The 21,534-nt window shown below is 68.1% G+C and carries 23 protein-coding genes; 9 read left to right on the top strand and 14 right to left on the bottom strand.

Annotated features, from left to right (window positions below; all coding sequences use genetic code 11):
* Positions 1–118 precede the first annotated feature (118 nt).
* The 4 genes from ACJH6J_RS15870 to sdhC are packed head-to-tail and all read right to left on the bottom strand — an operon-like array spanning position 119 to position 3,585.
* Positions 119–904 carry a succinate dehydrogenase iron-sulfur subunit gene (locus ACJH6J_RS15870; RefSeq protein ID WP_020102797.1) on the bottom strand — a complete coding sequence of 262 codons (786 nt, stop codon included), beginning with the start codon at positions 902–904 and terminating at the stop codon, positions 119–121.
* A gap of 1 nt (position 905) precedes the next feature.
* Positions 906–2,660, bottom strand: coding sequence for a succinate dehydrogenase flavoprotein subunit (gene sdhA / locus ACJH6J_RS15865; protein ID WP_212806680.1), 1,755 nt, complete (start codon positions 2,658–2,660; stop codon positions 906–908).
* An 11-nt stretch (positions 2,661–2,671) separates the two neighbouring features.
* A complete protein-coding gene (locus ACJH6J_RS15860) occupies positions 2,672–3,091 on the bottom strand; it encodes a succinate dehydrogenase hydrophobic membrane anchor subunit (RefSeq protein WP_061002042.1) in 420 nt (139 codons plus the stop codon).
* 59 nt (positions 3,092–3,150) lie between these two features.
* On the bottom strand, positions 3,151–3,585 hold the full coding sequence (sdhC, locus tag ACJH6J_RS15855; protein WP_212806679.1) for a succinate dehydrogenase, cytochrome b556 subunit: 435 nt from the start codon (positions 3,583–3,585) through the stop codon (positions 3,151–3,153).
* Positions 3,586–3,810: 225 nt separating this feature from the next.
* Here sdhC and ACJH6J_RS15850 point away from each other — a divergent pair, with 225 nt between their 5' ends.
* The 4 genes from ACJH6J_RS15850 (at position 3,811) to ACJH6J_RS15835 (ending at position 7,568) form a co-directional block, all read left to right on the top strand.
* Positions 3,811–4,206, top strand: a complete 396-nt coding sequence (locus ACJH6J_RS15850; protein ID WP_212806677.1) for a cytidine deaminase — start codon at positions 3,811–3,813, stop codon at positions 4,204–4,206.
* 85 nt (positions 4,207–4,291) lie between these two features.
* Positions 4,292–5,581: a thymidine phosphorylase gene (locus ACJH6J_RS15845; protein ID WP_212806675.1), complete on the top strand. Its 1,290-nt coding sequence runs from the start codon at positions 4,292–4,294 to the stop codon at positions 5,579–5,581.
* Between the two features lie 51 nt (positions 5,582–5,632).
* A complete protein-coding gene (locus tag ACJH6J_RS15840; RefSeq protein ID WP_212806673.1) occupies positions 5,633–6,454 on the top strand; it encodes a dienelactone hydrolase family protein in 822 nt (273 codons plus the stop codon).
* A 28-nt stretch (positions 6,455–6,482) separates the two neighbouring features.
* On the top strand, positions 6,483–7,568 hold the full coding sequence (locus tag ACJH6J_RS15835) for an adenosine deaminase (protein WP_020102806.1): 1,086 nt from the start codon (positions 6,483–6,485) through the stop codon (positions 7,566–7,568).
* On the opposite strand, the gene ACJH6J_RS15830 is transcribed toward ACJH6J_RS15835, so the two are convergent.
* The 7 genes from ACJH6J_RS15830 to ACJH6J_RS15800 all read right to left on the bottom strand — a co-directional run bounded on the left by ACJH6J_RS15830 (position 7,547) and on the right by ACJH6J_RS15800 (position 14,968).
* Positions 7,547–10,504 carry an RND family transporter gene (locus ACJH6J_RS15830; RefSeq protein ID WP_406804197.1) on the bottom strand — a complete coding sequence of 986 codons (2,958 nt, stop codon included), beginning with the start codon at positions 10,502–10,504 and terminating at the stop codon, positions 7,547–7,549. The two genes, ACJH6J_RS15835 and ACJH6J_RS15830, sit on opposite strands and share 22 nt — an antisense overlap.
* Positions 10,501–10,950 (bottom strand): MmpS family transport accessory protein, encoded by a 450-nt coding sequence (locus tag ACJH6J_RS15825; RefSeq protein ID WP_406775043.1) that lies wholly within the window; start codon positions 10,948–10,950, stop codon positions 10,501–10,503. Before ACJH6J_RS15825 ends, ACJH6J_RS15830 begins: the two co-directional genes overlap by 4 nt.
* A 194-nt stretch (positions 10,951–11,144) precedes the next feature.
* Positions 11,145–11,984, bottom strand: a complete 840-nt coding sequence (locus ACJH6J_RS15820; RefSeq protein WP_406804196.1) for an alpha/beta fold hydrolase — start codon at positions 11,982–11,984, stop codon at positions 11,145–11,147.
* A 45-nt stretch (positions 11,985–12,029) separates the two neighbouring features.
* Complete coding sequence (locus tag ACJH6J_RS15815) at positions 12,030–13,313, bottom strand: primosomal protein (protein WP_318986376.1); 1,284 nt, start codon at positions 13,311–13,313, stop codon at positions 12,030–12,032.
* 10 nt (positions 13,314–13,323) lie between these two features.
* The gene (locus ACJH6J_RS15810; RefSeq protein ID WP_406804195.1) at positions 13,324–13,506 is read right to left on the bottom strand and encodes a hypothetical protein; all 183 of its coding nucleotides are present in this window, start codon (positions 13,504–13,506) and stop codon (positions 13,324–13,326) included.
* Positions 13,507–13,565: 59 nt separating this feature from the next.
* Positions 13,566–14,666: a C40 family peptidase gene (locus ACJH6J_RS15805; protein WP_406804194.1), complete on the bottom strand. Its 1,101-nt coding sequence runs from the start codon at positions 14,664–14,666 to the stop codon at positions 13,566–13,568.
* Positions 14,663–14,968: a type VII secretion target gene (locus ACJH6J_RS15800; protein WP_346417037.1), complete on the bottom strand. Its 306-nt coding sequence runs from the start codon at positions 14,966–14,968 to the stop codon at positions 14,663–14,665. The genes ACJH6J_RS15805 and ACJH6J_RS15800 overlap by 4 nt, the downstream gene beginning before the upstream one ends.
* A gap of 50 nt (positions 14,969–15,018) precedes the next feature.
* Between ACJH6J_RS15800 and upp the strand changes: the two genes are divergently transcribed.
* A complete protein-coding gene (upp, locus tag ACJH6J_RS15795; protein WP_346417036.1) occupies positions 15,019–15,642 on the top strand; it encodes a uracil phosphoribosyltransferase in 624 nt (207 codons plus the stop codon).
* Here the strand turns inward: upp and ACJH6J_RS15790 are convergent.
* The gene (locus ACJH6J_RS15790) at positions 15,639–16,175 is read right to left on the bottom strand and encodes a hypothetical protein (protein ID WP_346417035.1); all 537 of its coding nucleotides are present in this window, start codon (positions 16,173–16,175) and stop codon (positions 15,639–15,641) included. The two genes, upp and ACJH6J_RS15790, sit on opposite strands and share 4 nt — an antisense overlap.
* 83 nt (positions 16,176–16,258) lie before the next feature.
* Positions 16,259–17,818, bottom strand: a complete 1,560-nt coding sequence (locus ACJH6J_RS15785; protein ID WP_406804200.1) for a phospho-sugar mutase — start codon at positions 17,816–17,818, stop codon at positions 16,259–16,261.
* Between ACJH6J_RS15785 and ACJH6J_RS15780 the strand changes: the two genes are divergently transcribed.
* Both ACJH6J_RS15780 and ACJH6J_RS15775 read left to right on the top strand, forming a co-directional pair.
* Positions 17,798–17,962: a colicin E3/pyocin S6 family cytotoxin gene (locus ACJH6J_RS15780; protein WP_406783838.1), complete on the top strand. Its 165-nt coding sequence runs from the start codon at positions 17,798–17,800 to the stop codon at positions 17,960–17,962. The two genes, ACJH6J_RS15785 and ACJH6J_RS15780, sit on opposite strands and share 21 nt — an antisense overlap.
* Before the next feature lie 47 nt (positions 17,963–18,009).
* Positions 18,010–18,210 (top strand): hypothetical protein, encoded by a 201-nt coding sequence (locus tag ACJH6J_RS15775; protein ID WP_318986382.1) that lies wholly within the window; start codon positions 18,010–18,012, stop codon positions 18,208–18,210.
* A gap of 66 nt (positions 18,211–18,276) precedes the next feature.
* Here the strand turns inward: ACJH6J_RS15775 and ACJH6J_RS15770 are convergent, their stop codons facing one another.
* Positions 18,277–19,137: a purine-nucleoside phosphorylase gene (locus tag ACJH6J_RS15770; RefSeq protein ID WP_346417032.1), complete on the bottom strand. Its 861-nt coding sequence runs from the start codon at positions 19,135–19,137 to the stop codon at positions 18,277–18,279.
* Between the two features lies 1 nt (position 19,138).
* On the opposite strand from ACJH6J_RS15770, the gene ACJH6J_RS15765 reads away from it, so the two are divergent.
* Together ACJH6J_RS15765 and ACJH6J_RS15760 are read left to right on the top strand one after the other, a co-directional pair.
* The gene (locus tag ACJH6J_RS15765) at positions 19,139–20,350 is read left to right on the top strand and encodes a M20 family metallopeptidase (protein ID WP_406804199.1); all 1,212 of its coding nucleotides are present in this window, start codon (positions 19,139–19,141) and stop codon (positions 20,348–20,350) included.
* Entirely contained in the window at positions 20,347–21,516 is a 1,170-nt protein-coding gene (locus ACJH6J_RS15760; protein ID WP_318986384.1) for a M20 family metallopeptidase, read from the top strand. The genes ACJH6J_RS15765 and ACJH6J_RS15760 overlap by 4 nt, the downstream gene beginning before the upstream one ends.
* Positions 21,517–21,534 lie beyond the last annotated feature (18 nt).

Genomic DNA, 21,534 nt, shown 5'->3' with positions numbered 1-21,534 from the left:
GCTTCGAATGCGGATACCCACTGGGCACGACAACCTCCCAAATCAATGGATGTTGTCTTGACCGTATGAATCTGCCGGTGAATTCTCGCGATCTTCTTCACGTTCGACGCAAAATGCCCTAGCGGGCAAACATCAAGGCGCGCTTGACTTCCTGGATCGCCTTGGTCACCTGGATGCCACGGGGGCAGGCCTCGGTGCAGTTGAAGGTGGTGCGGCAGCGCCACACACCGTCGACCTCGTTGAGGATGTCGAGACGCTCGGCGGCGGCCTCGTCACGCGAGTCGAAGATGAACCGGTGCGCGTTGACGATCGCGGCGGGGCCGAAGTACGAGCCCTCGCTCCAGTACACCGGGCACGACGTGGTGCAGCAGGCGCACAGGATGCACTTGGTGGTGTCGTCGAAGCGGGCGCGGTCGGTCTGCGACTGGATGCGCTCACGGGTCGGGGGGTTGCCCGACGTGATGAGGAAGGGCTTCACGGCGCGGTAGGCGTCGAAGAACGGCTCCATGTCGACCACGAGGTCCTTCTCCACGGGCAGGCCGCGGATGGGCTCGATGGTGATGGTCAGGTCCTTGCCGGGCTTCTTCGGCAGCAGGTCGCGCATGAGGACCTTGCAGGCCAGCCGGTTCACACCGTTGATGCGCATGGCGTCCGAGCCACACACGCCGTGCGCGCAGGACCGGCGGAACGTCAGCGTGCCGTCGAGGTAGCCCTTCACGTACAGCAGCAGGTTCAGCAACCGGTCGCTGGGCAGGCAGGGCACGCGGAAGCTCTGGAAGCCGGCGGCGTCCGGGTTCTCCGGGTTGAACCGGGCGATCTTCAGCGTGACCATGACGGCGCCTTCGGGCACCGGGGGCAGCGGCGGGTCGCCGGCTTCGGGCTTGTCCAATACGGGTGCACTCATGTCAGTACTTCCGTTCCATCGGCTCGTACCGGGTCTGGACGACAGGCTTGTAGTCCAGCCGGATGTCGGACAGGAGGTCGGCGCCCTGCTTGTAGGCCATGGTGTGGCGCATGTAGTTGGTGTCGTCGCGGTCCGGGTAGTCCTCGCGGGCGTGGCCGCCACGCGATTCCTTGCGGTTCAGCGCACCGACGACGGTGACCTCGGCCAGTTCGAGCAGGAAGCCCAGCTCGATGGCCTCGAGCAGGTCGCTGTTGTAGCGCTTGCCCTTGTCGTGCACCGTGATTCGGCTGTATCGCTCCTTCAGCGCGTGGATGTCCGTCAGTGCCTGCTTGAGGGTCTCCTCGGTGCGGAACACGGCGGCGTTGTTGTCCATCGACTGCTGCAGCGCGGTGCGGATGTCGGCGACGCGCTCGTTGCCGTGGTCGGACAGGATGTCGCCGACCCAGCCCACGACCATGTCGGCCGGGTTGTCCGGCAGTTCGACGTAGTTGTGGTTCTGCGCGTACTCGGCGGCCGCGATGCCGGCGCGACGGCCGAACACGTTGATGTCGAGCAGCGAGTTGGTGCCGAGGCGGTTGGCGCCGTGCACCGAGACACAGGCGCACTCACCGGCGGCGTACAGGCCCGGCACGATGTTGACGTTGTCGCGCAGCACCTGGCCGTTGATCGTGGTCGGGATGCCGCCCATGACGTAGTGGCAGGTCGGGTACACCGGCACCAGTTCGGTGACGGGGTCGACGCCCAGGTAGGTGCGGGCGAATTCGGTGATGTCCGGAAGCTTGGCCTCCAGCACCTCTTCGCCGAGGTGACGCACGTCGATGTAGACGTAGTCCTTGTTGGGTCCGGCGCCGCGGCCCTCGAGGACCTCCAGCACCATCGAGCGGGCCACGATGTCACGCGGCGCGAGGTCGACGATGGTGGGGGCGTAGCGCTCCATGAAGCGCTCGCCTTCGGCGTTGAGCAGGCGCCCACCCTCACCACGCACGGCTTCCGAGATCAGGATGCCGAGGCCGGCCAGGCCTGTCGGGTGGAACTGGTGGAACTCCATGTCCTCCAAGGGAAGTCCCTTGCGGAAGATGATGCCCAGGCCGTCGCCGGTGAGGGTGTGGGCGTTGGAGGTGGTCTTGTACATCCGGCCCGAGCCGCCGGTGGCGAAGACGATCGCCTTGGCGTGGAAGATGTGGATGTCGCCGGTGGCCAGCTCGTAGGCGATGACGCCGGTGGCGACGGGGCCGCCGGGCGTCTCGGTGAGGACCACGTCGAGCGCGTAGAACTCGTTGAAGAACTGAACGTCGTGCTTGACGCAGTTTTGGTACAGCGTCTGCAGGATCATGTGGCCGGTGCGGTCGGCGGCGTAGCAGGCGCGGCGGACCGGGGCCTTGCCGTGGTCACGGGTGTGACCGCCGAAGCGACGCTGGTCGATGCGGCCCTCGGGCGTCCGGTTGAACGGCATGCCCATCTTCTCGAGGTCCAGCACGGCGTCGATGGCTTCCTTGCACATGACCTCGACGGCGTCCTGGTCAGCGAGGTAGTCGCCACCCTTGACGGTGTCGAAGGTGTGCCACTCCCAGTTGTCGTCCTCGACGTTGGCGAGTGCGGCACACATGCCGCCCTGCGCGGCACCGGTGTGCGAACGCGTCGGGTACAGCTTGGTCAGCACGGCGGTGCGCACGCGCGGGCCGGCTTCCACGGCCGCGCGCATACCCGCGCCACCGGCACCGACGATGACGACGTCGTAGCGATGTTCCTGAATCATCCTGCGAGCCCCTATTTGATGTTCGCGTCGAAGGTGACGAGCACGTAGCTGCCCAGCACCAGGGTGAATCCGGTGGCCAGCAGCAGAATCGAGTTCAGCCAGAACTTGGTGGTGTTCTTGCGGGCGTAGTCACCGATGATGGTGCGCATGCCGTTGGCGCCGTGCACCAGCGCCAGCCACAGCAGGGCCATGTCCCAGATCTGCCAGAACGGCGAGGCCCAGCGCTGCGCGACGTAGTTGAAGTCGATGCGGTAGACGCCGTTCTGCCAGATCAGCCCGATGAACAGGTGACCGAGGGCGAGCAGCACCAGCGCGGCGCCGGAGAAGCGCATGAACAGCCAGGCGTACTTCTCGAAGTACGGGATGCCACGGGCGCGCCGGGGAGCGCGCGGGTGATCGAGGGCGGCGGGGCGGTCGTGCTCGCGCTCCATGACCGGGGCCGGGCGGCCCCCGCGGCGCGCCTCGGCGGCGCCGGAATCAGTGTGCGTGGTCACTTGAGCCACCCGTAGTGCTCAACCATGTGCATGCCCTCTACCCCAACTGCGGCGATGACGACCGCGATCCAGATGGCCAGGATGGTCCACAGCATGACCCGCTGGTACTTGGGTCCCTGCTGCCAGAAGTCGATCAGAATGACTCGCACGCCGTTGAGGGCGTGGTAGAGCACCGCCGCGACCAGGCCCATCTCCATGAACCCGATGATCGGCGTCTTGTAGGTGTTGATCACCTCGTTGTAGGCCTCGGGGCTGACCCGGACCAGAGCCGTGTCCAGAACGTGGACCAGCAAGAAGAAGAAGATGGTGGCACCGGTGATGCGGTGTAGCACCCAGGACCACATGCCCGGGTCGCCGCGATACAGGCTCCGTCGTTTCTGTGCTGAACGCGGCGCGGGTATGGCGGATTCCGCGGCTGCCGCTGTACTCATTTCGACCTCCAACGCCGTCGGTGGACGCGTGACCCGGCAGCAACTTTTTCGCGTGCCGAGCCCAAACCTCGGGGCGACTCTAATCCCAATTTGCGCACAGTCAGAACTAGCGTGTGGGGGGAATGGGCAACCCGCGCCGGAAATTAGGTTTGCCTACATTAACTTACTTGGTGGTCGGGTCGGTCCTCGAGTCAATATCGGGGTGCCGGGAACGGGGTGTCGGCGATGCCGGAAATTGACTGGAAACTGTTGCGCGACAAGGCAATAGCTGTTTCTCGGGGTGCCTATGCGCCCTACTCGAACTTCCCGGTGGGGGCGGCAGCGCTGGTCGACGACGGCCGAATCGTGGTGGGCTGCAATGTGGAAAATGTCTCATATGGCCTCGGCCTCTGCGCGGAGTGTGCTGTGGTCTGCGCCCTACATTCCAGCGGTGGCGGACGGCTGCTCGCGCTGGCGTGTGTGGACGGTTCGGGGGCCGTGTTGATGCCGTGTGGACGCTGCCGGCAGGTGCTGCTCGAGCACGGTGGGCCGGCCATGTTGATCGATCACGCATCGGGTCCGCGGCCGCTGGCCGAACTATTGCCCGACGCCTTCGGGCCGGATGACCTGAACCGCCGGTAACGCCAAGCGGTGCAACACTTCTGATTACCCGCCGGTAACCAGTTTCGATGGGGTCGACCGAGGCCCCGGCAGGAGGATCCCAGCGATGCCGTTCGATGCGCCGACAGTCATTCGCACCAAACGCGACGGCGGTGTGCTGTCCGACGCCGCGATCGACTGGGTGATCGACGGCTATACCCATGGGCGCGTCGCCGACGCGCAGATGTCGGCCTTGTTGATGGCGATCTTCCTGCGCGGCATGACGCCGGCCGAGATCACCCGCTGGACGGCGGCCATGGTCGACTCGGGGGAGCGCTTCGATTTCACCGACCTGCGGCGCGACGGCCGGCCGCTCGCGCTGGTCGACAAGCACTCCACCGGCGGCGTCGGCGACAAGATCACCATCCCGCTGGTGCCCGTCGTCCTGGCCTGCGGTGGCGCCGTCCCACAGGCCGCCGGCCGTGGCCTCGGGCACACCGGCGGCACGTTGGACAAGCTGGAAGCGATCCCCGGGTTCACCGCCGAGCTGTCGAAAGACGCTATCCGCCAACAGCTTTCCGGTATCGGCGCGGCGATCTTCGCGGCCGGGGACCTGGCGCCTGCCGACCGCAAGATCTACGCCCTGCGCGACGTCACGGGCACGACGGAGTCGCTACCGCTCATCGCCAGCTCGATCATGAGCAAGAAACTGGCCGAGGGCGCCCGCTCGCTGGTGCTGGACGTCAAGGTCGGTCGCGGTGCGTTCCTCAAGACCGAGGCCGAGTCGCGTGAGCTGGCGCGCACCATGGTCGACCTCGGCACGGCCTACGGCGTCCCGACACGGGCCTTGCTCACCGACATGGACCGGCCGCTCGGTCGCGCGGTCGGGAACGCGATCGAGGTCGCCGAGTCGCTGGACGTCCTGGCCGGCGGCGGCCCGGACGACGTCGTCGCACTGACCATCGCCCTGGCGCGCGAGATGCTCGACGTGGCCGGCCTCGACGGCGTCGACCCCGCCCAGACCCTGGCCGACGGCACCGCGATGGACTGCTTCCGGCAACTGATCGCCGCACAGGGTGGCGATCCCGAGGCGCCCCTGCCGATGGGGACGCACACCGAGACGGTCGTGGCTTCGCGAAGCGGGGTGATGGGCGACGTCGACGCCATGGCGGTGGCGATGGCGGTGTGGCGGCTCGGCGCGGGACGGGCCCAGCCTGGAGACCCGGTGCAGGCCGGGGCGGGGCTGTACCTCCACCGGCGCAGCGGCGAGCCCGTCGCGGCCGGTGAGACCCTGTTCACGCTGTACACCGAGACTCCCGAGCGGTTGCCGTCAGCGCTTGCCGAGCTCGACGGCGGGTGGTCGGTGGACGACGCGGCACCGCCGCAGCGTCCCGTGGTGCTCGACCGCGTCGAATAGCCGCGAAACCAACGGTGGTCAGCGACTCCGCCCGCCACTAGGGTCGTCCGCATGGCTGACGATGACCTCCGCGACTTCGAGCGCACCGAGTTCACCCACGATGGCACGACCCGCACGGTCTTTCGGAAGGGCACCGGTCCGGCCGTCATCGTGATCGCCGAGATACCAGGCATCACGCCCAAGGTTCTCGACTTCGCCCGCAAGGTCGCCGACCTGGGTTGTACCGCCGTGCTGCCGCACCTGTTCGGCATCCCCGGCCTGGATCCGAACGCCAGCAACCTGGCGGCGCTCAAGGCCATGGGGTCGGCGCTGCCGTCGTGCATCAGCAAGGAGTTCACCATCCTCGCGACCGGAAAGACGTCGCCGGTGGTCGATTGGTTGCGCGCGTTGGCCCGTGCCGAACACAAGCGCTGCGGTGGCCCCGGCGTCGGCGCCATCGGCATGTGCTTCACCGGCGGCTACGCCCTGGCGATGGCCACCGACGACGTCATCCTGGCGCCGGTGCTGTCCCAGCCGTCGATGCCGTTGGGCCTGACCGCCAAGCAGCGCCGCAACATCGACATCTCGCCGGCCGACCTGGAGGTCGTCAAGGGCCGGTGCGCCGCGGGCCTCAACGTCATCGGCATGCGGTTCAAGAGCGACAAGCTGGTGCCGGCAGAGCGTTTCGACTTCCTGCGCGAGCAGCTGGGTGACGCCTTCATCGCCGTCGAACTCGAGGACGCCGACGCCAACCCGGATGCGCGCCTGGCGCCGCACTCGGTGGTCACCGAGCACCTGATCGACGAGCCGGGCCAGGCCACCCGGGCGGCGCTGGACCAGGTGCTGGATCTGTTCCGGACGCGGCTGCTGCTGGCGGACGAGCCGGCGGGCTAAAAGCGACGATCCGGCGCAAGATGGACAGATGACCACCCTGACGCTGGATCAGATCAAGCAGGCACCGAAAGCGCTGTTGCACGATCACCTCGACGGCGGGCTGCGTCCCGCCACGGTGGTGGAGCTGGCCGAACAGAGCGGCTACGGCGACCTGCCCACCATGGACGTCGACGAGCTCGCGAAGTGGTTCCGCACCCAGGCGCACAGCGGATCGCTCGTCCGGTATCTGGAGCCGTTCGCGCACACCGTCGGCGTCATGCAGACCACCGATGCGCTGTACCGCGTCGCGTACGAATGCGTCGAGGATCTGGCCGCCGACAACGTCGTCTACGCCGAGGTGCGGTTCGCGCCCGAACTGCACATCGACGGCGGTCTGGTGCTGGACGAGGTCGTGGACGCGGTGCTGGCCGGGTTCGCGGACGGCGAGAAGGCGGCGGCCGCGGCCGGGCAGGTGACGACGGTCCGCTGTCTGGTCACCGCCATGCGGCACGCGGCCCGGTCTCGCGAGATCGCTGAGTTGGCCATCCGGTTCCGCGACCGGGGCGTCGTCGGCTTCGACATCGCCGGTGCCGAGGCCGGCTACCCTCCGACCCGCCACCTCGATGCCTTCGAGTACATGCGGGGCAACAACGCGCGGTTCACGATTCACGCCGGCGAGGCCTTCGGCCTGCCGTCCATCCACGAGGCCATCGCGTTCTGTGGCGCCGACCGGCTGGGCCACGGCGTCCGCATCGTCGACGACATCGAGGAGGGGCCGGACGGCACCTTCCACTTGGGTCGGGTGGCGAACATCGTGCGGGACAAGCGAATTCCGCTGGAGATGTGCCCGAGCAGCAACGTGCAGACCGGCGCCGCGGCCAGCATCGCCGAGCATCCGTTCGACCAACTGGCGCGGCTCCGCTTCCGCGTCACCGTGAACACCGACAACCGCCTGATGAGCGACACCACCATGACGCAGGAGATGGCGCTCCTCGTGAACGAGTTCGGCTACGGCTGGACCGACCTGCAGCGGTTCACCATCAACGCCATGAAGTCGGCCTTCATCCCGTTCGACGAGCGACTGGCGATCATCGACGACGTCATCAAACCGCGCTACGCCGTGCTGGTCGGGTAACTGTCGGTCGGGGTGTCGTCGACGAAGCCGGAGCGCCCGGCCGCGCCCGCCGACACCGTCTCCTGCTGAGCGGGCTGCTGGAACGCCTTCGGCACGAACTTCTCGGTGTTGTACTTACCGCGCGGGTGCACCACCTGCGGCCACCAGAACCAGCGGCCGAGCAGCACCGCGATCGACGGCATCAGCAGCGACCGCACGATGAAGGTGTCGATCAGCAGACCGATCGCGATGGTCGAACCCATCTGCGCCAGCACGATCAGCTTGCTGGCCATCATGCCGGCCATGGTGGCCGCGAACACCAGTCCGGCCGAGGTGACGACACCGCCGGTGCCGGCCATGGACCGGATGATGCCGGTCTTGAGGCCGGCGTGGATCTCGTCCTGGAACCGCGAGACGAGCAGCAGGTTGTAGTCCGAGCCGACCGCCAGCAGGATGATGACCGACATCAGCATGACCAGCCACTGCACCTGAATCCCGAACAGGTCCTGCCACAACAGCACCGAGATGCCGAACGACGCGGCGATGGAACTGCCCGCCGTGCCGACGATCGTCAGGGCCGCGACCGCACTGCGCGTCAGGATGAGCATGATCATGAAGATCAGCGTCAGCGATGACACCACGGCGATCATCAGGTCGTAGCGGGCGCCGTCGGCCATGTCCTTGTAGGTCGCCGCGACACCGCCGAGGTAGATCTTGGCGTCCGACAGCGACGACATCTTCAAGGCGTCCTGGGCGGCCTTGCGTTCGGACTCGACGCGGTTGATGCCGTCGACCGTCGCGGGGTCGGTCTGGTGGGTGATGAACATGCGCGCGGACTTGCCGTCCGGCGACATGAACATCTTCAGGCCGCGCTGGAAGTCCGGGTTCTGGAAGGCCTCAGGTGGTAGGTAGAACAGGTCGTCGTTCTTGGCGCCGTCGAATGCGGCACCCATCGACAACGCGGTGTCGTTCATGGCCTGCATCTGGTCGATGAGGGCCTTCTGCGAGTTGTACGACGCCAGCGACAGGTCGCGGCTGGTCTTCATCGACGCGATGGTCTGGGGGAGCAGCGCCGTCAGCTTCGGTGCCAGGTCGGCCAGCTTGTCGGTGTTGACCTGGACGTCGCCGGTCCGGTCGGTCAGCTCATCGATGCCGTCCAGGGAGTCGAACACCGACCGCATCGCCGCGCACATCGGGATGTCGAAGCAGTGTGGTTCCCAGTAGAAGTAGTTGCGCATCGGCCGGAACTGGTCATCGAAGTTGGCGATGTTGTTCCGCATCTCCTCGGTGACCTCGAGGAGCGCCTGCGACTTACGGGCCGAGTCCTGCGTCAGCTTGGTCTGCTCGAGCGAGAGCGCGTACTGCTTCTCGAGGATGCTGATCGACACGTTGGTGGCGTCGACCATCCGTAGCTGGTCTTCCAGCTGCTTGCGCTGGAACGGCAGGTTCATGTTGCTGGTCTGGCCCGAGACGCTCGTCTGGAACGGAATCGAGCTGTGCTGGATGGGGATGCCCAGCGGCCGGGTGATGCTCTGCACCATCGCGATGCCGTCGGTGTGCATCACGTTGCTCGCAATCTTGTTCAGCACCAGCATGTCCGCGGGATTGCGCATGTCGTGCGTGGACTCGACCATCAGGATGTCGGGGTTCATGCGGGCCTGCGTGAAGTGCCGGTCGGCGGCGGCGAAGCCGACGTTCACCGGGGCGTCCTCAGGCAGGTAGTAGCGGTCGTTGTACGCCGGCTTGTAGCCCGGGATGGCGACGATGCCGACCAGCACGACGAACAGGCTGGCCACCAGAATCGGTGCGGGCCAGCGCACCACGGCCGTCCCGATGCGCCGCCAGAACCGGCTCTGCGGCGGCCGCTTTGACTCGTACATACCGACCCGGCTGCCGAGGTAGAGGACGGCGGGGCCGAGCGTGACCGAGATGGCCACGACGACGAGCATGCCGATCGCGACCGGGGCGCCCATGGTGGTGAAGTACGGCAGACGGCAGAAGCTCAGGCAGTACGTCGCGCCGGCGATGGTCAGTCCGGAACCCACGATGACGGGCGCGACGGACTTGAAGGTCGCGTAGTACGAGTCGTCCCTGTCCAGCCCCATGCCGCGGTCCTCGCGGTACCGGCCGAAGATGAAGATGCCGTAGTCGGTCGCCGCGGCGATGGCCAGCATGGTCAGGATGTTGCCCGCGAAGGTCGTCAGCCCGAACACGTCGTGGGTCGCCAGGACCGACACCACGCCGCGCGCGGTCAGTAGCGCCAGGAACGTCAGGAACAGCTGGACCAGAGTGGTCCGCACCGAGCGGTAGACCACGAGCAGCATGCCTGCGATCGCGGCCAGGGTGATCACCGTGATCATGACCAGGCTGGCGTTGCCGATGACGTGCATGTCGTTCGTGAGGGCAGCGGGCCCGGCGACATGCGCCTGGACTCCGGGCGGAGCCTTGGTCTCCTCGATGACCTTGCGGACGGCTTCGACACCCTCGTTGGCGAGCGTCATGCCCTGCTCGCCCGCGAGATTGATCATCACGTACGACGCCTTGCCGTCGGCGCTCTGCGCGCCGGCCGCGGTCAGCGTGTCACCCCAGAAATCCTGGATGTGCTGGATGTGCTCGGGATCCTGCTGCAGCTTGCGGATGATCTCGTCGTAGTACTTGTGGGCGTCCGGACCCAGCGGTTCCTTGCCCTCGACGACGATCATGATCGTGCTGTTGGAGTTGAACTCCTTGAAGTTCGCGCCCATCAGCTTCATCGCGTGCATCGACGGGGCGTCCTCCGGCGCCATCGGCGCGGCGTGCAGTTCACCGACGACCTCCAGCTGCGGCGCGATCACGTTGACCAGGACGGCGATCGCGACCCAGAACAGGATGATCGGCACCGACAGGATGCGCAGCGCATGGGCGAACTTCGGCCGCTTCTCCGCCGTCTTGTGCTGTGTCTCAAGTGTTTCGGTCATGCGGACTTCACCAGGCAGTAGGTCTGGGCGTTGACGCCATCGGCGGACTGCTCCTCGCGGACGGTCCCGTTCACCGTGACGCGGCAGCCGATGTGGTCGCTGCTCTGCTCACTGTCGCTGCGCGCCATCAGGTTTGCGCTGACGGTCGGCAGCGTGGTGGACAGGGTGACGGACCAGGGCAGCACGGCGCTCACCGAGTGCACGTTGGCGTCGGGATCGAAATAGCTGATCTCTGCCGAACTTCCCGGCGGCCCATAGACCTCGTACACCAGGACCTTGGGGTTGAACTGGACGATCTCGACGCCTGCGCCGGCATGGGCGTTGAGGTTCTCCGACCCGAACTTCGCGTGCAGGCGGGACACCACGAGGCCCGACACCGCCAATACGGCCACCAGGACGAGCGGTATCCAGACTTTCTTCAGCAGGCCCTTTGATTCCGACCGCACCCGACCACCTTCCGCTCAACACGCGCTGACCGAATCCCCGACGATCAAGCTGCTGCCTTCGCCTGCGCTCGGCAGGCGGCTCCGCTCACTCAGCGGATTCTTGGGAAATTCTTACGCCTTGCTAACTAATTTTGCAACGCGGCGTAGTTGTGTGTCGGCTGTGAGCGCGCGCGGTGGCCGGGCGAGTCGGGGTTTCAGTCGGACAGAACGGCCCGCAGCGCGTCGGCGAATTCGCCGGGCGCACTCATGAACCCGCCGTGATCGCCCGGGAAGACGACGGGCTCGACGCCCAGCAGGCGGCACAGCGCCAGCGAGGTGCCGTAGGTGATGAGATGTTCCGACTCGGCGCCGATGCCCACGACGACCCGGCCGGCCCGCAACGCCTCAACATCGGGCACATACGTTGTGGTGCAGAGCAATTCATGGTTGAAGAACCGGGACAGGTCGGCGAGTTGCTTGGTCATCTCATCGGGAGCGGGCGGCGGCCCCTGCGGCCCGGGAGCGCCGTCGTCGGCCTGATCGAAGCCCGCCGTCGCCATGAACTTCGCCATGGCCGCGCCCGGCCCGTCGCTGTGGAAGGTGTCGATGATCTCCCGCGTCGCGGCGCGCTGCTTGGCGGCTTCCGAAGCCGGCAACAACTCCAGCAGCGGCGGCTCGTGCGCGATCAGCGTCCGAACCCAGCCGGGATACTTGGCGGCCAGCGCCAGGCCGGTCACCGCGCCGCCGCTGGAGCCGAACACGTCGGCCGGACCGGCACCGAGATCCTCGAGGACCGCGGCGACGTCGTCGGCCCGCAGTTCGGGCGTCGAGTCCTGCGCGGGATCGTCGATGGGGCTGGCGCCGAGTCCTCGCGGGTCGTACGTCACGACGGTGTGGTCGGCGGCCAGGGCGTCGGCCACCGCGGCGAACTCCGATGCCGTCATGGGCGAACCGATGACGGCCAACACCGGCCCGCTGCCCCGCACCTCGTAATGCAGCGTGGCGCCGGGAACGGCGAGATTTCGGACGATGGGCTGGGCGCTGGTCTGGGTCATGTCAGTGCAGACCCGACCGACCGGCCTAACTCATCGCACCGCGCGTCATTCCTGACGCAGGCGCGACTCGACGAAACGCTCCAGCGTCTCCCACTGGGCGACGGCCTCGGCGTACGGCTTCGACGGGGCGCCGACGGTCTCGGGCTCCAGCACATGACCGACGAACTTGCCCAGTGGCTGGCTGGTGGTCAGGTACTTGTCGGCGGTGCCGTCCTCGGCGTAGTCGCACACGTCGCGCACGAACTCGACCGCCAGGTCCAGCTGCTCGCGGTCGACGGCCTCGGGGCCGTCGGCGATGTCGTCGGACAGGCCACTGAGCACGTAGACGTTGTCCTCGGTGACGCGGATCTGCAGCGAGCCGTCGGTGGCAGCGGTGCGGATGTCGCTGTAGGCCTCGAAGCTGGACAGGTCGCTCTCGTGCTCGTCGGCCAGGTAGCGGGCCAGGGTGCGCTCCGAGCCGAACACGCTGATCCGGCCGTTGCGGCCGAGGAACCGCGGCTGGTCGTTGTAGTAGCAGCGCAGCGTGTAGAGGGTGGCGCCCTTGGTCATGATGCGGATCGGGTCGATGCCGACGCGCTCCCAGAAGTCCTCGTCACTGCCGAGCAGCTGCCGCTCGGCCTGCGCGGTGAGGGCCGCCTCCTCGGAGTCGGTGTCGACCTCGTCCTCGATGACGACGTCGTCGACGTCGGTCTCGTCGACCTCCTCGAGTTCGTCTTCCTCGGGCTCGGGTGCGGGCCCGTCGAGTTCGGCCTGGGCCTTCTCTGCGGCCTTGGCGTCGACCTCGGGGGTGGTCACCAGGGCGTCGATGGCGTCGAGCACGTGGTCCCAGCTGCGGCCGACGGCCGCCTCGATGTCGGCCCAGCGCTTACGGCCGGCCCGGCCCGAGTAGGCCTCGGCGCCGCCGCCGAGCGTCGACAGCACGGGGTTGCCGTTGAAGAACTTCGCGACCGCGATCAGGTCGCAGACCGAACCGAGCGCGCCGACCACCTGGAGCGTCCGCCGCAGCGAGGTGACGGATTCCTCGGTGGGCTTCTCGGCGACCAGCTCGGGCACGCCGACCAGGTCGTGGATGTGGCTCTCGTCGGGGTTGAGGCGGTGGGCGTTGGCCTCGCCGAGCGCCTTCCACTTCGGATGGTCGGCGAGGTCGTTGTCGGTGTTGGTCCGCACGAAAGCGGCCAGGTCCGCGACGGATTCGAAGGCGTAGAGGTCGTCGCCGTGACCCAGGAACGCTTCCCACTCGTCGTCGGAGTCGCGCCACAGCGGCGCCCACAGGGTGTACAGATCGCCATTGGTCAACCCGAGCCGAACCGGCACGATGTCAGCAGCCATGCGGCACAGCCTATCGACGTGCGGGTCGGGCCACGCTGGGGGCATCTTGTCGGTGCAGATCGTCGCGCAGGTGGCGCAGGGCGGTGGTGACATCAGCGGTGGCGTCGGCCCTCGACAGCTCGGCAGCCGTACGCCGGAACACCGCGAGCGCCGCGCGGGCGCGGGCCATCGCGTCGTCGTATTCCGGCTTCATCTATGGGCCGCATTCCTCATCGCGCTCGTTCCTCGCTGCTTGATCGTCATGCGGCGGTGTCATGCCGTCGGGCGGAAGAAGCCGTGGAAACCCTGATTCAGGTTGGTCGTACGGATCGGGGACAGCTGAACCGGATCGCCCGCTTCGACCATGAGGCCGTTCCCGACGATCATCGCGACGTGGCCGTCCCACACCGCGAGGTCGCCCGGGCGCAATGAGCCACGGTCGACGGCGGCGCCCACATCCTGCTCCTGCGCCAGCCGCGGCAGGTCGAGTCCCGCTTCGCGGTACGCCCACTGCGTCAGGCCGCTGCAGTCCAGGCCAACGCCGGGCGTCGTGCCACCCCACACGTACGGCACGCCGAGCTGGGTGAGGGCGTGCCGCACCGCGTCGGCGGCGACCTTGTTCGGTGCGGTGGCGGTGCTGCCGTCGGGCAGCGTGACGGCCTCGCCGGCGCCGAACTTGCCGGGGTCGGGTGGCCGGCGGTGGTTCCGTGTGCTGAGTGCCGCTTGCGCGGCGTGCGCCGCGGGAGTGGCGAGGGCGCCGAGTCTGCCGGCCCCGGTCGCACCTTGGCCACCGGACGCGCCCAGGCTGGGCAGGCTCACGGCCGGGCCGGATCCGCTTGTCTCCCAATCTGATCCGTGGCTCTGGGGTGCGGCGGCGCTCGTCGTCGCGGTGATCTGCTCGGCCTGCGTGGCGAGTTCGGTGTGCAGCTCGTCGACGACGCTGATGGCCTCAGCCAGGGCCCGGCCGGCTTCGTCGACGAGCGCGGCGGCGTCGGCAGGGGATTCGAGAGTGGCTTCCAGTTCGGTCGCGCGGGCCTCGAAGTTCTGGAGGATGGTTTGGAGGCGCTCGCGGGCCCGGGCCACCGCGGCAGCGGCCCGTTCGGTGTGCGTGCTCAGTTGCCCGGCCGTCATCGCCATCGCCACGATGGCGGTGACCGCCGCGCTCGCGAACTGGCCCGCACTGCCTGCTGCCGTGCCGGTCCACTGGTCCTGGGTCCGCTGCCACCCGTCGTCGGCAGCGGCGGCCACGCCGTCGAGCCCGGTTTGCACCGCACGCAGGGCACCGGCCGGATCCGCGCCCGAGAAGCCGGGGCCCACCAGTGCCTGCACGTCTCGGATCGGCGCGGCCAGCGCGGCTGTCAGGGAGCCCGTCACCACCAGGTTCCGATCCGGCCGCCGACGTTGTGGTCGGCGGCGACGAAGGTGTCCGCGGTGGCGACGGCGGTCGTGGCGCCGGCGTCGAGATGCGCGCTGAGGCGGTACGCCAACTGGGCCTGGTGGTGCGTCGCCTGCGCCAGGGCGGCGGCGAAGGCCTCGCCCACGGGGCCGAACACGTCGAACTGTCGGGCGATGGCGGTCAGGTCCGCGGCGTGCGCGGCCAGTTCGGTGCTGTGACCGCGGTAGTCCGCGGACAGGTTGTGCAGGGCTGACGGGTCCACGGTCAGGTTTCGGATCATGTGGATAAGACGGGCGCCGCGCCCGTTCGGTTCCATTAATGTTGGCGCCCATGGACGTCCGGGTCGTCGATCACCCTCTGGCCGCGGCGCGGCTGACCACTCTGCGCGACGAGCGCACCGACAACGCCGGGTTCCGGGCGGCTCTGCGCGATCTGACGCTGATGCTGGTCTACGAGGCCACGCGCTCGCTGGCCAGCGAGGAGTTGCCGGTGCAGACCCCGGTCGCCGCGTGCACCGGCTCGCGTCTGTCGAACCCGCCACTGCTGGTTCCGGTGCTGCGGGCGGGCCTGGGCATGGTCGACCAGGCACACGCGCTGATTCCGGAGGCCCAGGTCGGCTTCGTCGGTATGGCGCGCGACGAGACGACGCACCAGCCGACGCCGTATCTGGAGTCCCTGCCGGCCGACCTGAGTGGGCGGCCGGTGATGGTGCTCGACCCGATGCTGGCCACCGGTGGGTCGTTGGCGTACACCCTGCAACTCCTGGTCGACCGCGGGGCCGACGACATCACCGCGGTGTGCGTGGTGTGTGCGCCGGAGGGAATTGCGTTGGTGGAGAAGGCGGTTCCGTCACTGCGACTGTTCACGGCCACCATCGATGCCGCGCTGAACGACGATGCCTACATCGTGCCGGGCCTGGGCGATGCGGGGGATCGGCAGTTCGGTCCGCGCTAGTGGACGATCGGCCCGGTCGGGGTCGGTAGCGGGGTTTGGGTCGGCCGGGGAACCGCGTCGGGCAGGTTCGGCTTGCCGGTGGAGTCGACGGACACCGTGCCGCCCCAGGCCATGAGAGCGCCGGTGTTGCAACCGCCTTCGATTCCGGTGGCGAAGACGCTCACCTGCATCGCGCCTGCCGACATGTGGGCATGCGGGCCCACGGCGGTCTGACCTGGGCTGAGCCGGTAGCTGCTGCTGAGGGTGCCCGGAGTTCCTGCGGGACTGACCGAGAAGCGCACCGAGATATCGGAACAGCCGTCGGCGGCGTTGGTGAAGGACGGCTGCACCCAGTCGTCGGTCGGAAGGTCGAAGCGGAGCACCGCCGGCTGCCGGCAGTCCTGCACGGTGGCAGGCCGACAGTACGTCGAGATGTACTGCTCGGCGTGGACCGCGGCCGCCGGTGGGGCGAGAGCGATGCCCGCAGTACCGATTCCGCCGATCAGGACCGTCGCGGCGCCACCGCAGCGGCGAGCGAGTGTGTTGTCCGACATGCCGACACCTCTTTCCTCCGTTGAATCGAGGCTAAGTCGCACAGGAGCCCGCCGGATATAAGGGATCTCCCTACGGTTCGGCGTCAGGCCGGGGCCAGCAGGCCGGTGACCACGGCCTCGACGTCGCGTAGTTCGGCTGCGGCCGACGTCCGACCGGTCGCCAGATCGGCGGTCGGCGGCTTGCTGACCTCGATGTAGCACTTGATCTTTGGCTCGGTTCCCGACGGGCGCACCGCCACCCGCAGGCCACGGCCGGTGAAGACCAGGGCGTCGGTGCGCCGTTTTCCGCGCAGCTCGGCCAGGTCCTCGGTCCGGACCGGGACACCGGCGATCTGGGCCGGCGGCTCGGCGCGCAGGCGGGCCATCACCGCGTCGGCGTCGGTGTGCACCGAGACCGCGCCGGTGGCGTGGACGCCGAATTTCGTGGCCAGGGCGTCCAGTCGATCCTGCACCGTCTGGCCCTGATGGCGCAGCGCCACAACCAGATCGCAGAACACCACGGCCGCGCTGATGCCGTCCTTGTCGCGTACGGCATCGGGGTCGACGCAGTGCCCGATGGCCTCTTCGTACGCGTACCGCAGCGTGGCGCCAGGGATGCCCTGGTCGGCGCGCGCCAGCCATTTGAAGCCCGTCAGCGTTTCGACATGGTGGGCCCCGTGGTCGGCGGCGATCTTCGCGAGCAGCTGAGATGAGACCAGTGAACTGGCGACGACGGTAGTCCCGGCTTCCTCGGGAGTCAGGTTCGACAGCAGATAATCGCCCAGCAGCCAACCGGTTTCGTTGCCGGACAACAGGCGCCAGCCGCTCGTGGTCGGGATGCCCACGGCGCAGCGGTCCGCGTCGGGGTCCAGGGCGATGGCGACTTCGGCGCCGGCCTCGGCGGCGAGGGCGAGCAGCAGGTCGGTGGCGCCGGGCTCCTCGGGGTTGGGGAACGCGACGGTGGGGAAGTCGGGATCGGGTTCGAATTGTGTTGCCACCGTCCGGATATCACTGATACCGGCGCGGTTCAGGACGTCGATCGCCAGCGCGCCACCGACACCGTGCATCGCGGTCAGCGCCACCCGGACCTCGCCTTGTGTCCGGCGTAGTGACCCGGCCCGGCGCGCGTACTGCTCGATGAGGGTTTCGTCGACGGGCGTGACGGGCTGCCGGGCGATGCCGGTCGGTGCCTGCCGCATGGCCGTTTCGATGTCCCGGTCGGTGGGTGGGACGATCTGGATGCCGCCGTCGAAGTACACCTTGTAGCCGTTATCGGCAGGGGGATTGTGCGAAGCGGTGATCTGTACGCCGGCAACGGCGTCGAGCTGCCGCACCGCGTAGGCCACGACCGGGGTCGGCGCGGGGTGGGGGAGAAGGATGACGGAAAACCCTTCGGCGGCAAAGATTTCCGCGGTCGCGGTGGCGAATTCGTCGGAGTGGTGCCGGGCGTCCCGGCCGACCACGACCGTCGACCCGCCCAGGCAACGGTCCTTGAGCACCTGCGCCACGGCCCACGTCGCGCGGCTGACGGTGGTGACGTTCATGGCGTCGAGGCCCTCACGCATGGGGCCACGCAGGCCCGCGGTGCCGAAGGTCAGGGGTGTGTGGTTCACGGGGCCATTGTGCTCGCAGTGGGCGGACGTATGCGGCGACGTTGGAAAGATGACGACGGGACTATCTACGAGTGGGACAGCCAGCACGGCAAGGTTGAGGTCTACAACAAGCGTGGCGTTCATCAAGGCGAGTTCGACCCGGGCACGGGTGCGCAGACAAAGCCAGCAGATCCCGGAAGGAAGGTGGAGCCGTAGTGCTTACGTGGTGGCTTCAGGGTTTTGACCGCACGACGGAGCGACTAGTGCAGGAGACGCATCTGACCCGTCTGACGGTGGCTGCGATTCGCGAGATCCTGCGGGTCGACGATGACATTCCTGTGGAGCCCTTTGACTTCGATATTCCGAACCTCGATGCGGTTCGATCACTGGCGGAGTATGCGGATCAGCCGATTGCAATCGATGAAGCGCTCATCTATCAGTTGGGTTGCTACGAGGGCTCATAGAAGTTTCGAAACGCCTGAATCGGCTTTCGTTGGGCGTTGCCTCCATCAAAGCTTGGTGTCGCTGTCTCACAACCGCGCCAACACCTCGGCCAGCAGCGTCCCCATCCGGGTCGCTGACTGGCGTCCGGCCTCCAGGACTTCGGCGTGGCTCAGCGGCTCACCGGTCATGCCGGCCGCCAGGTTGGTCACCATCGAGATGCCGAGCACCTCGGCGCCGCCGGCGCGGGCCGCGATGGTCTCGTGCACCGTCGACATGCCGACCAGGTCGGCGCCCAGGGTGCGCAGCATCCGGATCTCGGCGGGTGTCTCGTAGTGCGGGCCGGGCAGCCCGGCATACACGCCTTCGGTCAGTGACGGGTCGACCGCGCGGGCCAGTGCCCGCAGCCGCGGCGAATAGGCGTCGACCAGATCGACGAACTGGGCGCCGACCAGAGGCGACCGCGCCGTCAGGTTCAGGTGGTCGCTGATCAGCACCGGCTGGCCCACCGAGTACTCCGCGCGCAAGCCGCCGGCGGCATTGGTCAGCACCACGGTGCCCACACCGGCCGCGATGGCGGTGCGCACCGGGTGCACGACATGGCGCAGGTCGTGGCCCTCATAGGCATGGATGCGGCCCAGCAGGACCAGCACGTTGCGGCCGCCGACCTGCAGCGCGAGTGCCTGACCGCCATGACCCGACGCGGTCGGTGGGGTGAATCCGGGCAGGTCACCCATGGCGATGGTGGCTGACGGCTCGCCCAGCACGGCGGCGGCCGGGGCCCAGCCGGAACCGAGGACGACGGCCACGTCGAAGCCGGCGATTCCGGTGCGGTCACGGATGGCGGCGGCGGCCGCAGCGGCGGCGGAGTCAGGGGTGGCCTGCGGATCGGTCACGGCGTCCACCTTAGTTGCCAGCTGCGGCCGAACAGGCCGGTGCGATACTTCCATGATGTTGACGGGAGACGCTCTGCAGACGGTCACCGATGCCGTCGCGCGTCACCGTGCCGATTTGATCGAGCTGTCCCACTCGATCCACGCCGAACCGGAACTGGCTTTCGCGGAGCACCGCAGTTGCGCCAAGACCCAGGCGCTCGTGGCCGAGCGCGGCTTCCACGTCACCCCGGCCGCCGGCGGCCTGGATACCGCGTTCCGTGCCGACTACGGCAGCGGTGAGCTGGTGATCGGCATCTGCGCCGAGTACGACGCGCTGCCCGGTATCGGACATGCGTGCGGGCACAACATCATTGCCGCGTCGGCGGTCGGCACGGCACTGGCGCTGGCCGAGGTCGCCGACGAGATCGGCATCACCGTGGCATTGATCGGTACGCCCGCCGAAGAGGCCGGCGGCGGAAAAGCGTTGCTGCTGAACGCAGGGGTGTTCGACGACGTCGCGGCATCGGTGATGCTGCACCCCGGTCCGGTCGACATCGCGGGGGCGCGGTCCCTGGCGCTGTCCGAGGTGTCTGTGGCCTACCGCGGGCGCGAGTCGCACGCCGCCGTCGCGCCCTACCTGGGCATCAACGCCGCCGATGCGGTGACGGTCGCCCAGGTCGCGATCGGGCTTCTGCGTCAGCAGTTGACGCCCGGTCAGATGGTGCACGGCATCGTCACCGACGGCGGTCAGGCGCCGAATGTGATTCCGGCGCATACGGAATTGCTGTACACGATGCGGGCCACGGACTCCGCGTCACTCGACGAACTGGAAGTACGCATGTTCTCGTGCTTCGCGGCCGGCGCCTTGGCGGCGGGCTGCACGCACGAGGTGACGGAGGTGTCGCCGCGGTATGACGCGCTGACGCCCGATCCGTGGTTGACGACGGTGTTCCGCGCCGAGATGGAGCGTCTCGGCCGGACGCCGCTGCCGGTGGACCTGGAAGTGTCTGTGCCCCTCGGCAGTACCGACATGGGCAACGTCACGCAGGTGATGCCGGGAATCCACCCGGTCGTCGGGATCGAGGCCAATGGCGCGTCGATCCACCAACCGGAGTTCACCGCGGCGGCGGCGGGGCCGAGTGCGGACAAGGCCGTCACCGAAGGCGCGATCATGTTGGCGCGCACGGTGGTTGCGCTGGCGCAGGCGCCTGACGAGCGGGCTCGGGTTTTGCAGAAGATGGCGGACCGGGCGGCGGTTCAGCGACAAGTGAAGGCAGGGCGCGGATGACCCTCTCGGACCACGCCGAGCGCTGGCTGGCCACGAACTACGACGACCTGGTCGGCTGGCGGCGGCATCTGCACGCCAACCCCGAGTTGGGCCGGCAGGAGTTCGAGACCACCAAGTTCGTTGCGACGCGGCTGGCCGAGGCCGGGTTGAACCCGAAGATTCTGCCCGGCGGTACCGGCCTGACGTGCGATTTCGGTCCCGAGGACCGGCCGCGGATCGCCCTGCGCGCCGACATGGATGCGCTGCCGATGGACGAGCGCACCGGCCTGCCGTTCGCCTCGACCGTGCCCAATGTGGCGCACGCCTGCGGACACGACGCGCACACCGCGGTGCTGCTCGGCACCGGGTTGGCTCTGGCGTCGGCGCCGACGCTGCCGGTCGGTGTGCGCCTGGTGTTCCAGGCCGCCGAGGAGCTGATGCCCGGCGGCGCGCTGGACGCCATCTCCGCGGGTGCACTGGCTGGTGTGTCGAGAATCTTTGCGCTGCACTGTGATCCGCGGCTCGAGGTCGGCAAGGTCGCCACCATTCCGGGTCCCATCACCTCGGCCGCCGATCAGATGGAGATCACCCTGCACTCGCCGGGCGGCCACACGTCGCGCCCGCACCTGACCGGTGATCTGGTCTACGCGCTCGGCTCGCTGATCACCGGGGTGCCCGGCATCTTGTCCCGCCGCGTCGATCCGCGGCACAGCACCGTCATGGTGTGGGGCGCGGTCAACGCCGGATTCGCGTCGAACGCCATCCCGCAGACGGGCACCCTGGCCGGGACCATCCGCACCGCCAGCCGTGATGCCTGGGTCGAGATGGAATCGATTGTCCGCGAGATCGTTTCGTCCCTGCTGGCGCCGCTCAACGTGGATCACACGGTGCTGTACCGCCGCGGCGTCCCGCCGGTGGTCAACGAGGAACTCTCGACGCGCATCATGACCCACGCCATCGAGGCGCTGGGCCCCGATGCCCTGGCCGACACCAAGCAATCCGGTGGCGGCGAAGACTTCTCGTGGTATCTCGAGGAGGTGCCGGGGGCCATGGCGCGCCTCGGCGTGTGGCCCGGCGTCGGCCCGCAGTTGGACCTGCACCAGCCGACCTTCGACCTCGACGAACGCGCCCTCGCCGTCGGCGTCCGGGTCCTCGTCAACATCATCGAACAGGCCGCCGCTTTCTAACTGCGAGCGTGGGTGTCT

Source organism: Mycobacterium sp. SMC-18 (assembly GCF_045310895.1).
Classification (GTDB): Bacteria; Actinomycetota; Actinomycetes; order Mycobacteriales; family Mycobacteriaceae; genus Mycobacterium.
This window is presented reverse-complemented; position numbering and strand designations above follow the sequence as displayed.

What these genes read in the sequence shown, in the direction of transcription:
- ACJH6J_RS15870 (WP_020102797.1), bottom strand. Translation starts at nt 904, where the DNA reads ATGAGTGCACCCGTATTGGACAAGCCCGAAGCCGGCGACCCGCCGCTG.
- sdhA (WP_212806680.1), bottom strand. Translation starts at nt 2,660, where the DNA reads ATGATTCAGGAACATCGCTACGACGTCGTCATCGTCGGTGCCGGTGGC.
- ACJH6J_RS15860 (WP_061002042.1), bottom strand. Translation starts at nt 3,091, where the DNA reads ATGGAGCGCGAGCACGACCGCCCCGCCGCCCTCGATCACCCGCGCGCT.
- sdhC (WP_212806679.1), bottom strand. Translation starts at nt 3,585, where the DNA reads ATGAGTACAGCGGCAGCCGCGGAATCCGCCATACCCGCGCCGCGTTCA.
- ACJH6J_RS15850 (WP_212806677.1), top strand. Translation starts at nt 3,811, where the DNA reads ATGCCGGAAATTGACTGGAAACTGTTGCGCGACAAGGCAATAGCTGTT.
- ACJH6J_RS15845 (WP_212806675.1), top strand. Translation starts at nt 4,292, where the DNA reads ATGCCGTTCGATGCGCCGACAGTCATTCGCACCAAACGCGACGGCGGT.
- ACJH6J_RS15840 (WP_212806673.1), top strand. Translation starts at nt 5,633, where the DNA reads ATGGCTGACGATGACCTCCGCGACTTCGAGCGCACCGAGTTCACCCAC.
- ACJH6J_RS15835 (WP_020102806.1), top strand. Translation starts at nt 6,483, where the DNA reads ATGACCACCCTGACGCTGGATCAGATCAAGCAGGCACCGAAAGCGCTG.
- ACJH6J_RS15830 (WP_406804197.1), bottom strand. Translation starts at nt 10,504, where the DNA reads ATGACCGAAACACTTGAGACACAGCACAAGACGGCGGAGAAGCGGCCG.
- ACJH6J_RS15820 (WP_406804196.1), bottom strand. Translation starts at nt 11,984, where the DNA reads ATGACCCAGACCAGCGCCCAGCCCATCGTCCGAAATCTCGCCGTTCCC.
- ACJH6J_RS15815 (WP_318986376.1), bottom strand. Translation starts at nt 13,313, where the DNA reads ATGGCTGCTGACATCGTGCCGGTTCGGCTCGGGTTGACCAATGGCGAT.
- ACJH6J_RS15810 (WP_406804195.1), bottom strand. Translation starts at nt 13,506, where the DNA reads ATGAAGCCGGAATACGACGACGCGATGGCCCGCGCCCGCGCGGCGCTC.
- ACJH6J_RS15800 (WP_346417037.1), bottom strand. Translation starts at nt 14,968, where the DNA reads ATGATCCGAAACCTGACCGTGGACCCGTCAGCCCTGCACAACCTGTCC.
- upp (WP_346417036.1), top strand. Translation starts at nt 15,019, where the DNA reads ATGGACGTCCGGGTCGTCGATCACCCTCTGGCCGCGGCGCGGCTGACC.
- ACJH6J_RS15790 (WP_346417035.1), bottom strand. Translation starts at nt 16,175, where the DNA reads ATGTCGGACAACACACTCGCTCGCCGCTGCGGTGGCGCCGCGACGGTC.
- ACJH6J_RS15780 (WP_406783838.1), top strand. Translation starts at nt 17,798, where the DNA reads ATGCGGCGACGTTGGAAAGATGACGACGGGACTATCTACGAGTGGGAC.
- ACJH6J_RS15770 (WP_346417032.1), bottom strand. Translation starts at nt 19,137, where the DNA reads ATGGAAGTATCGCACCGGCCTGTTCGGCCGCAGCTGGCAACTAAGGTG.
- ACJH6J_RS15765 (WP_406804199.1), top strand. Translation starts at nt 19,139, where the DNA reads ATGTTGACGGGAGACGCTCTGCAGACGGTCACCGATGCCGTCGCGCGT.
- ACJH6J_RS15760 (WP_318986384.1), top strand. Translation starts at nt 20,347, where the DNA reads ATGACCCTCTCGGACCACGCCGAGCGCTGGCTGGCCACGAACTACGAC.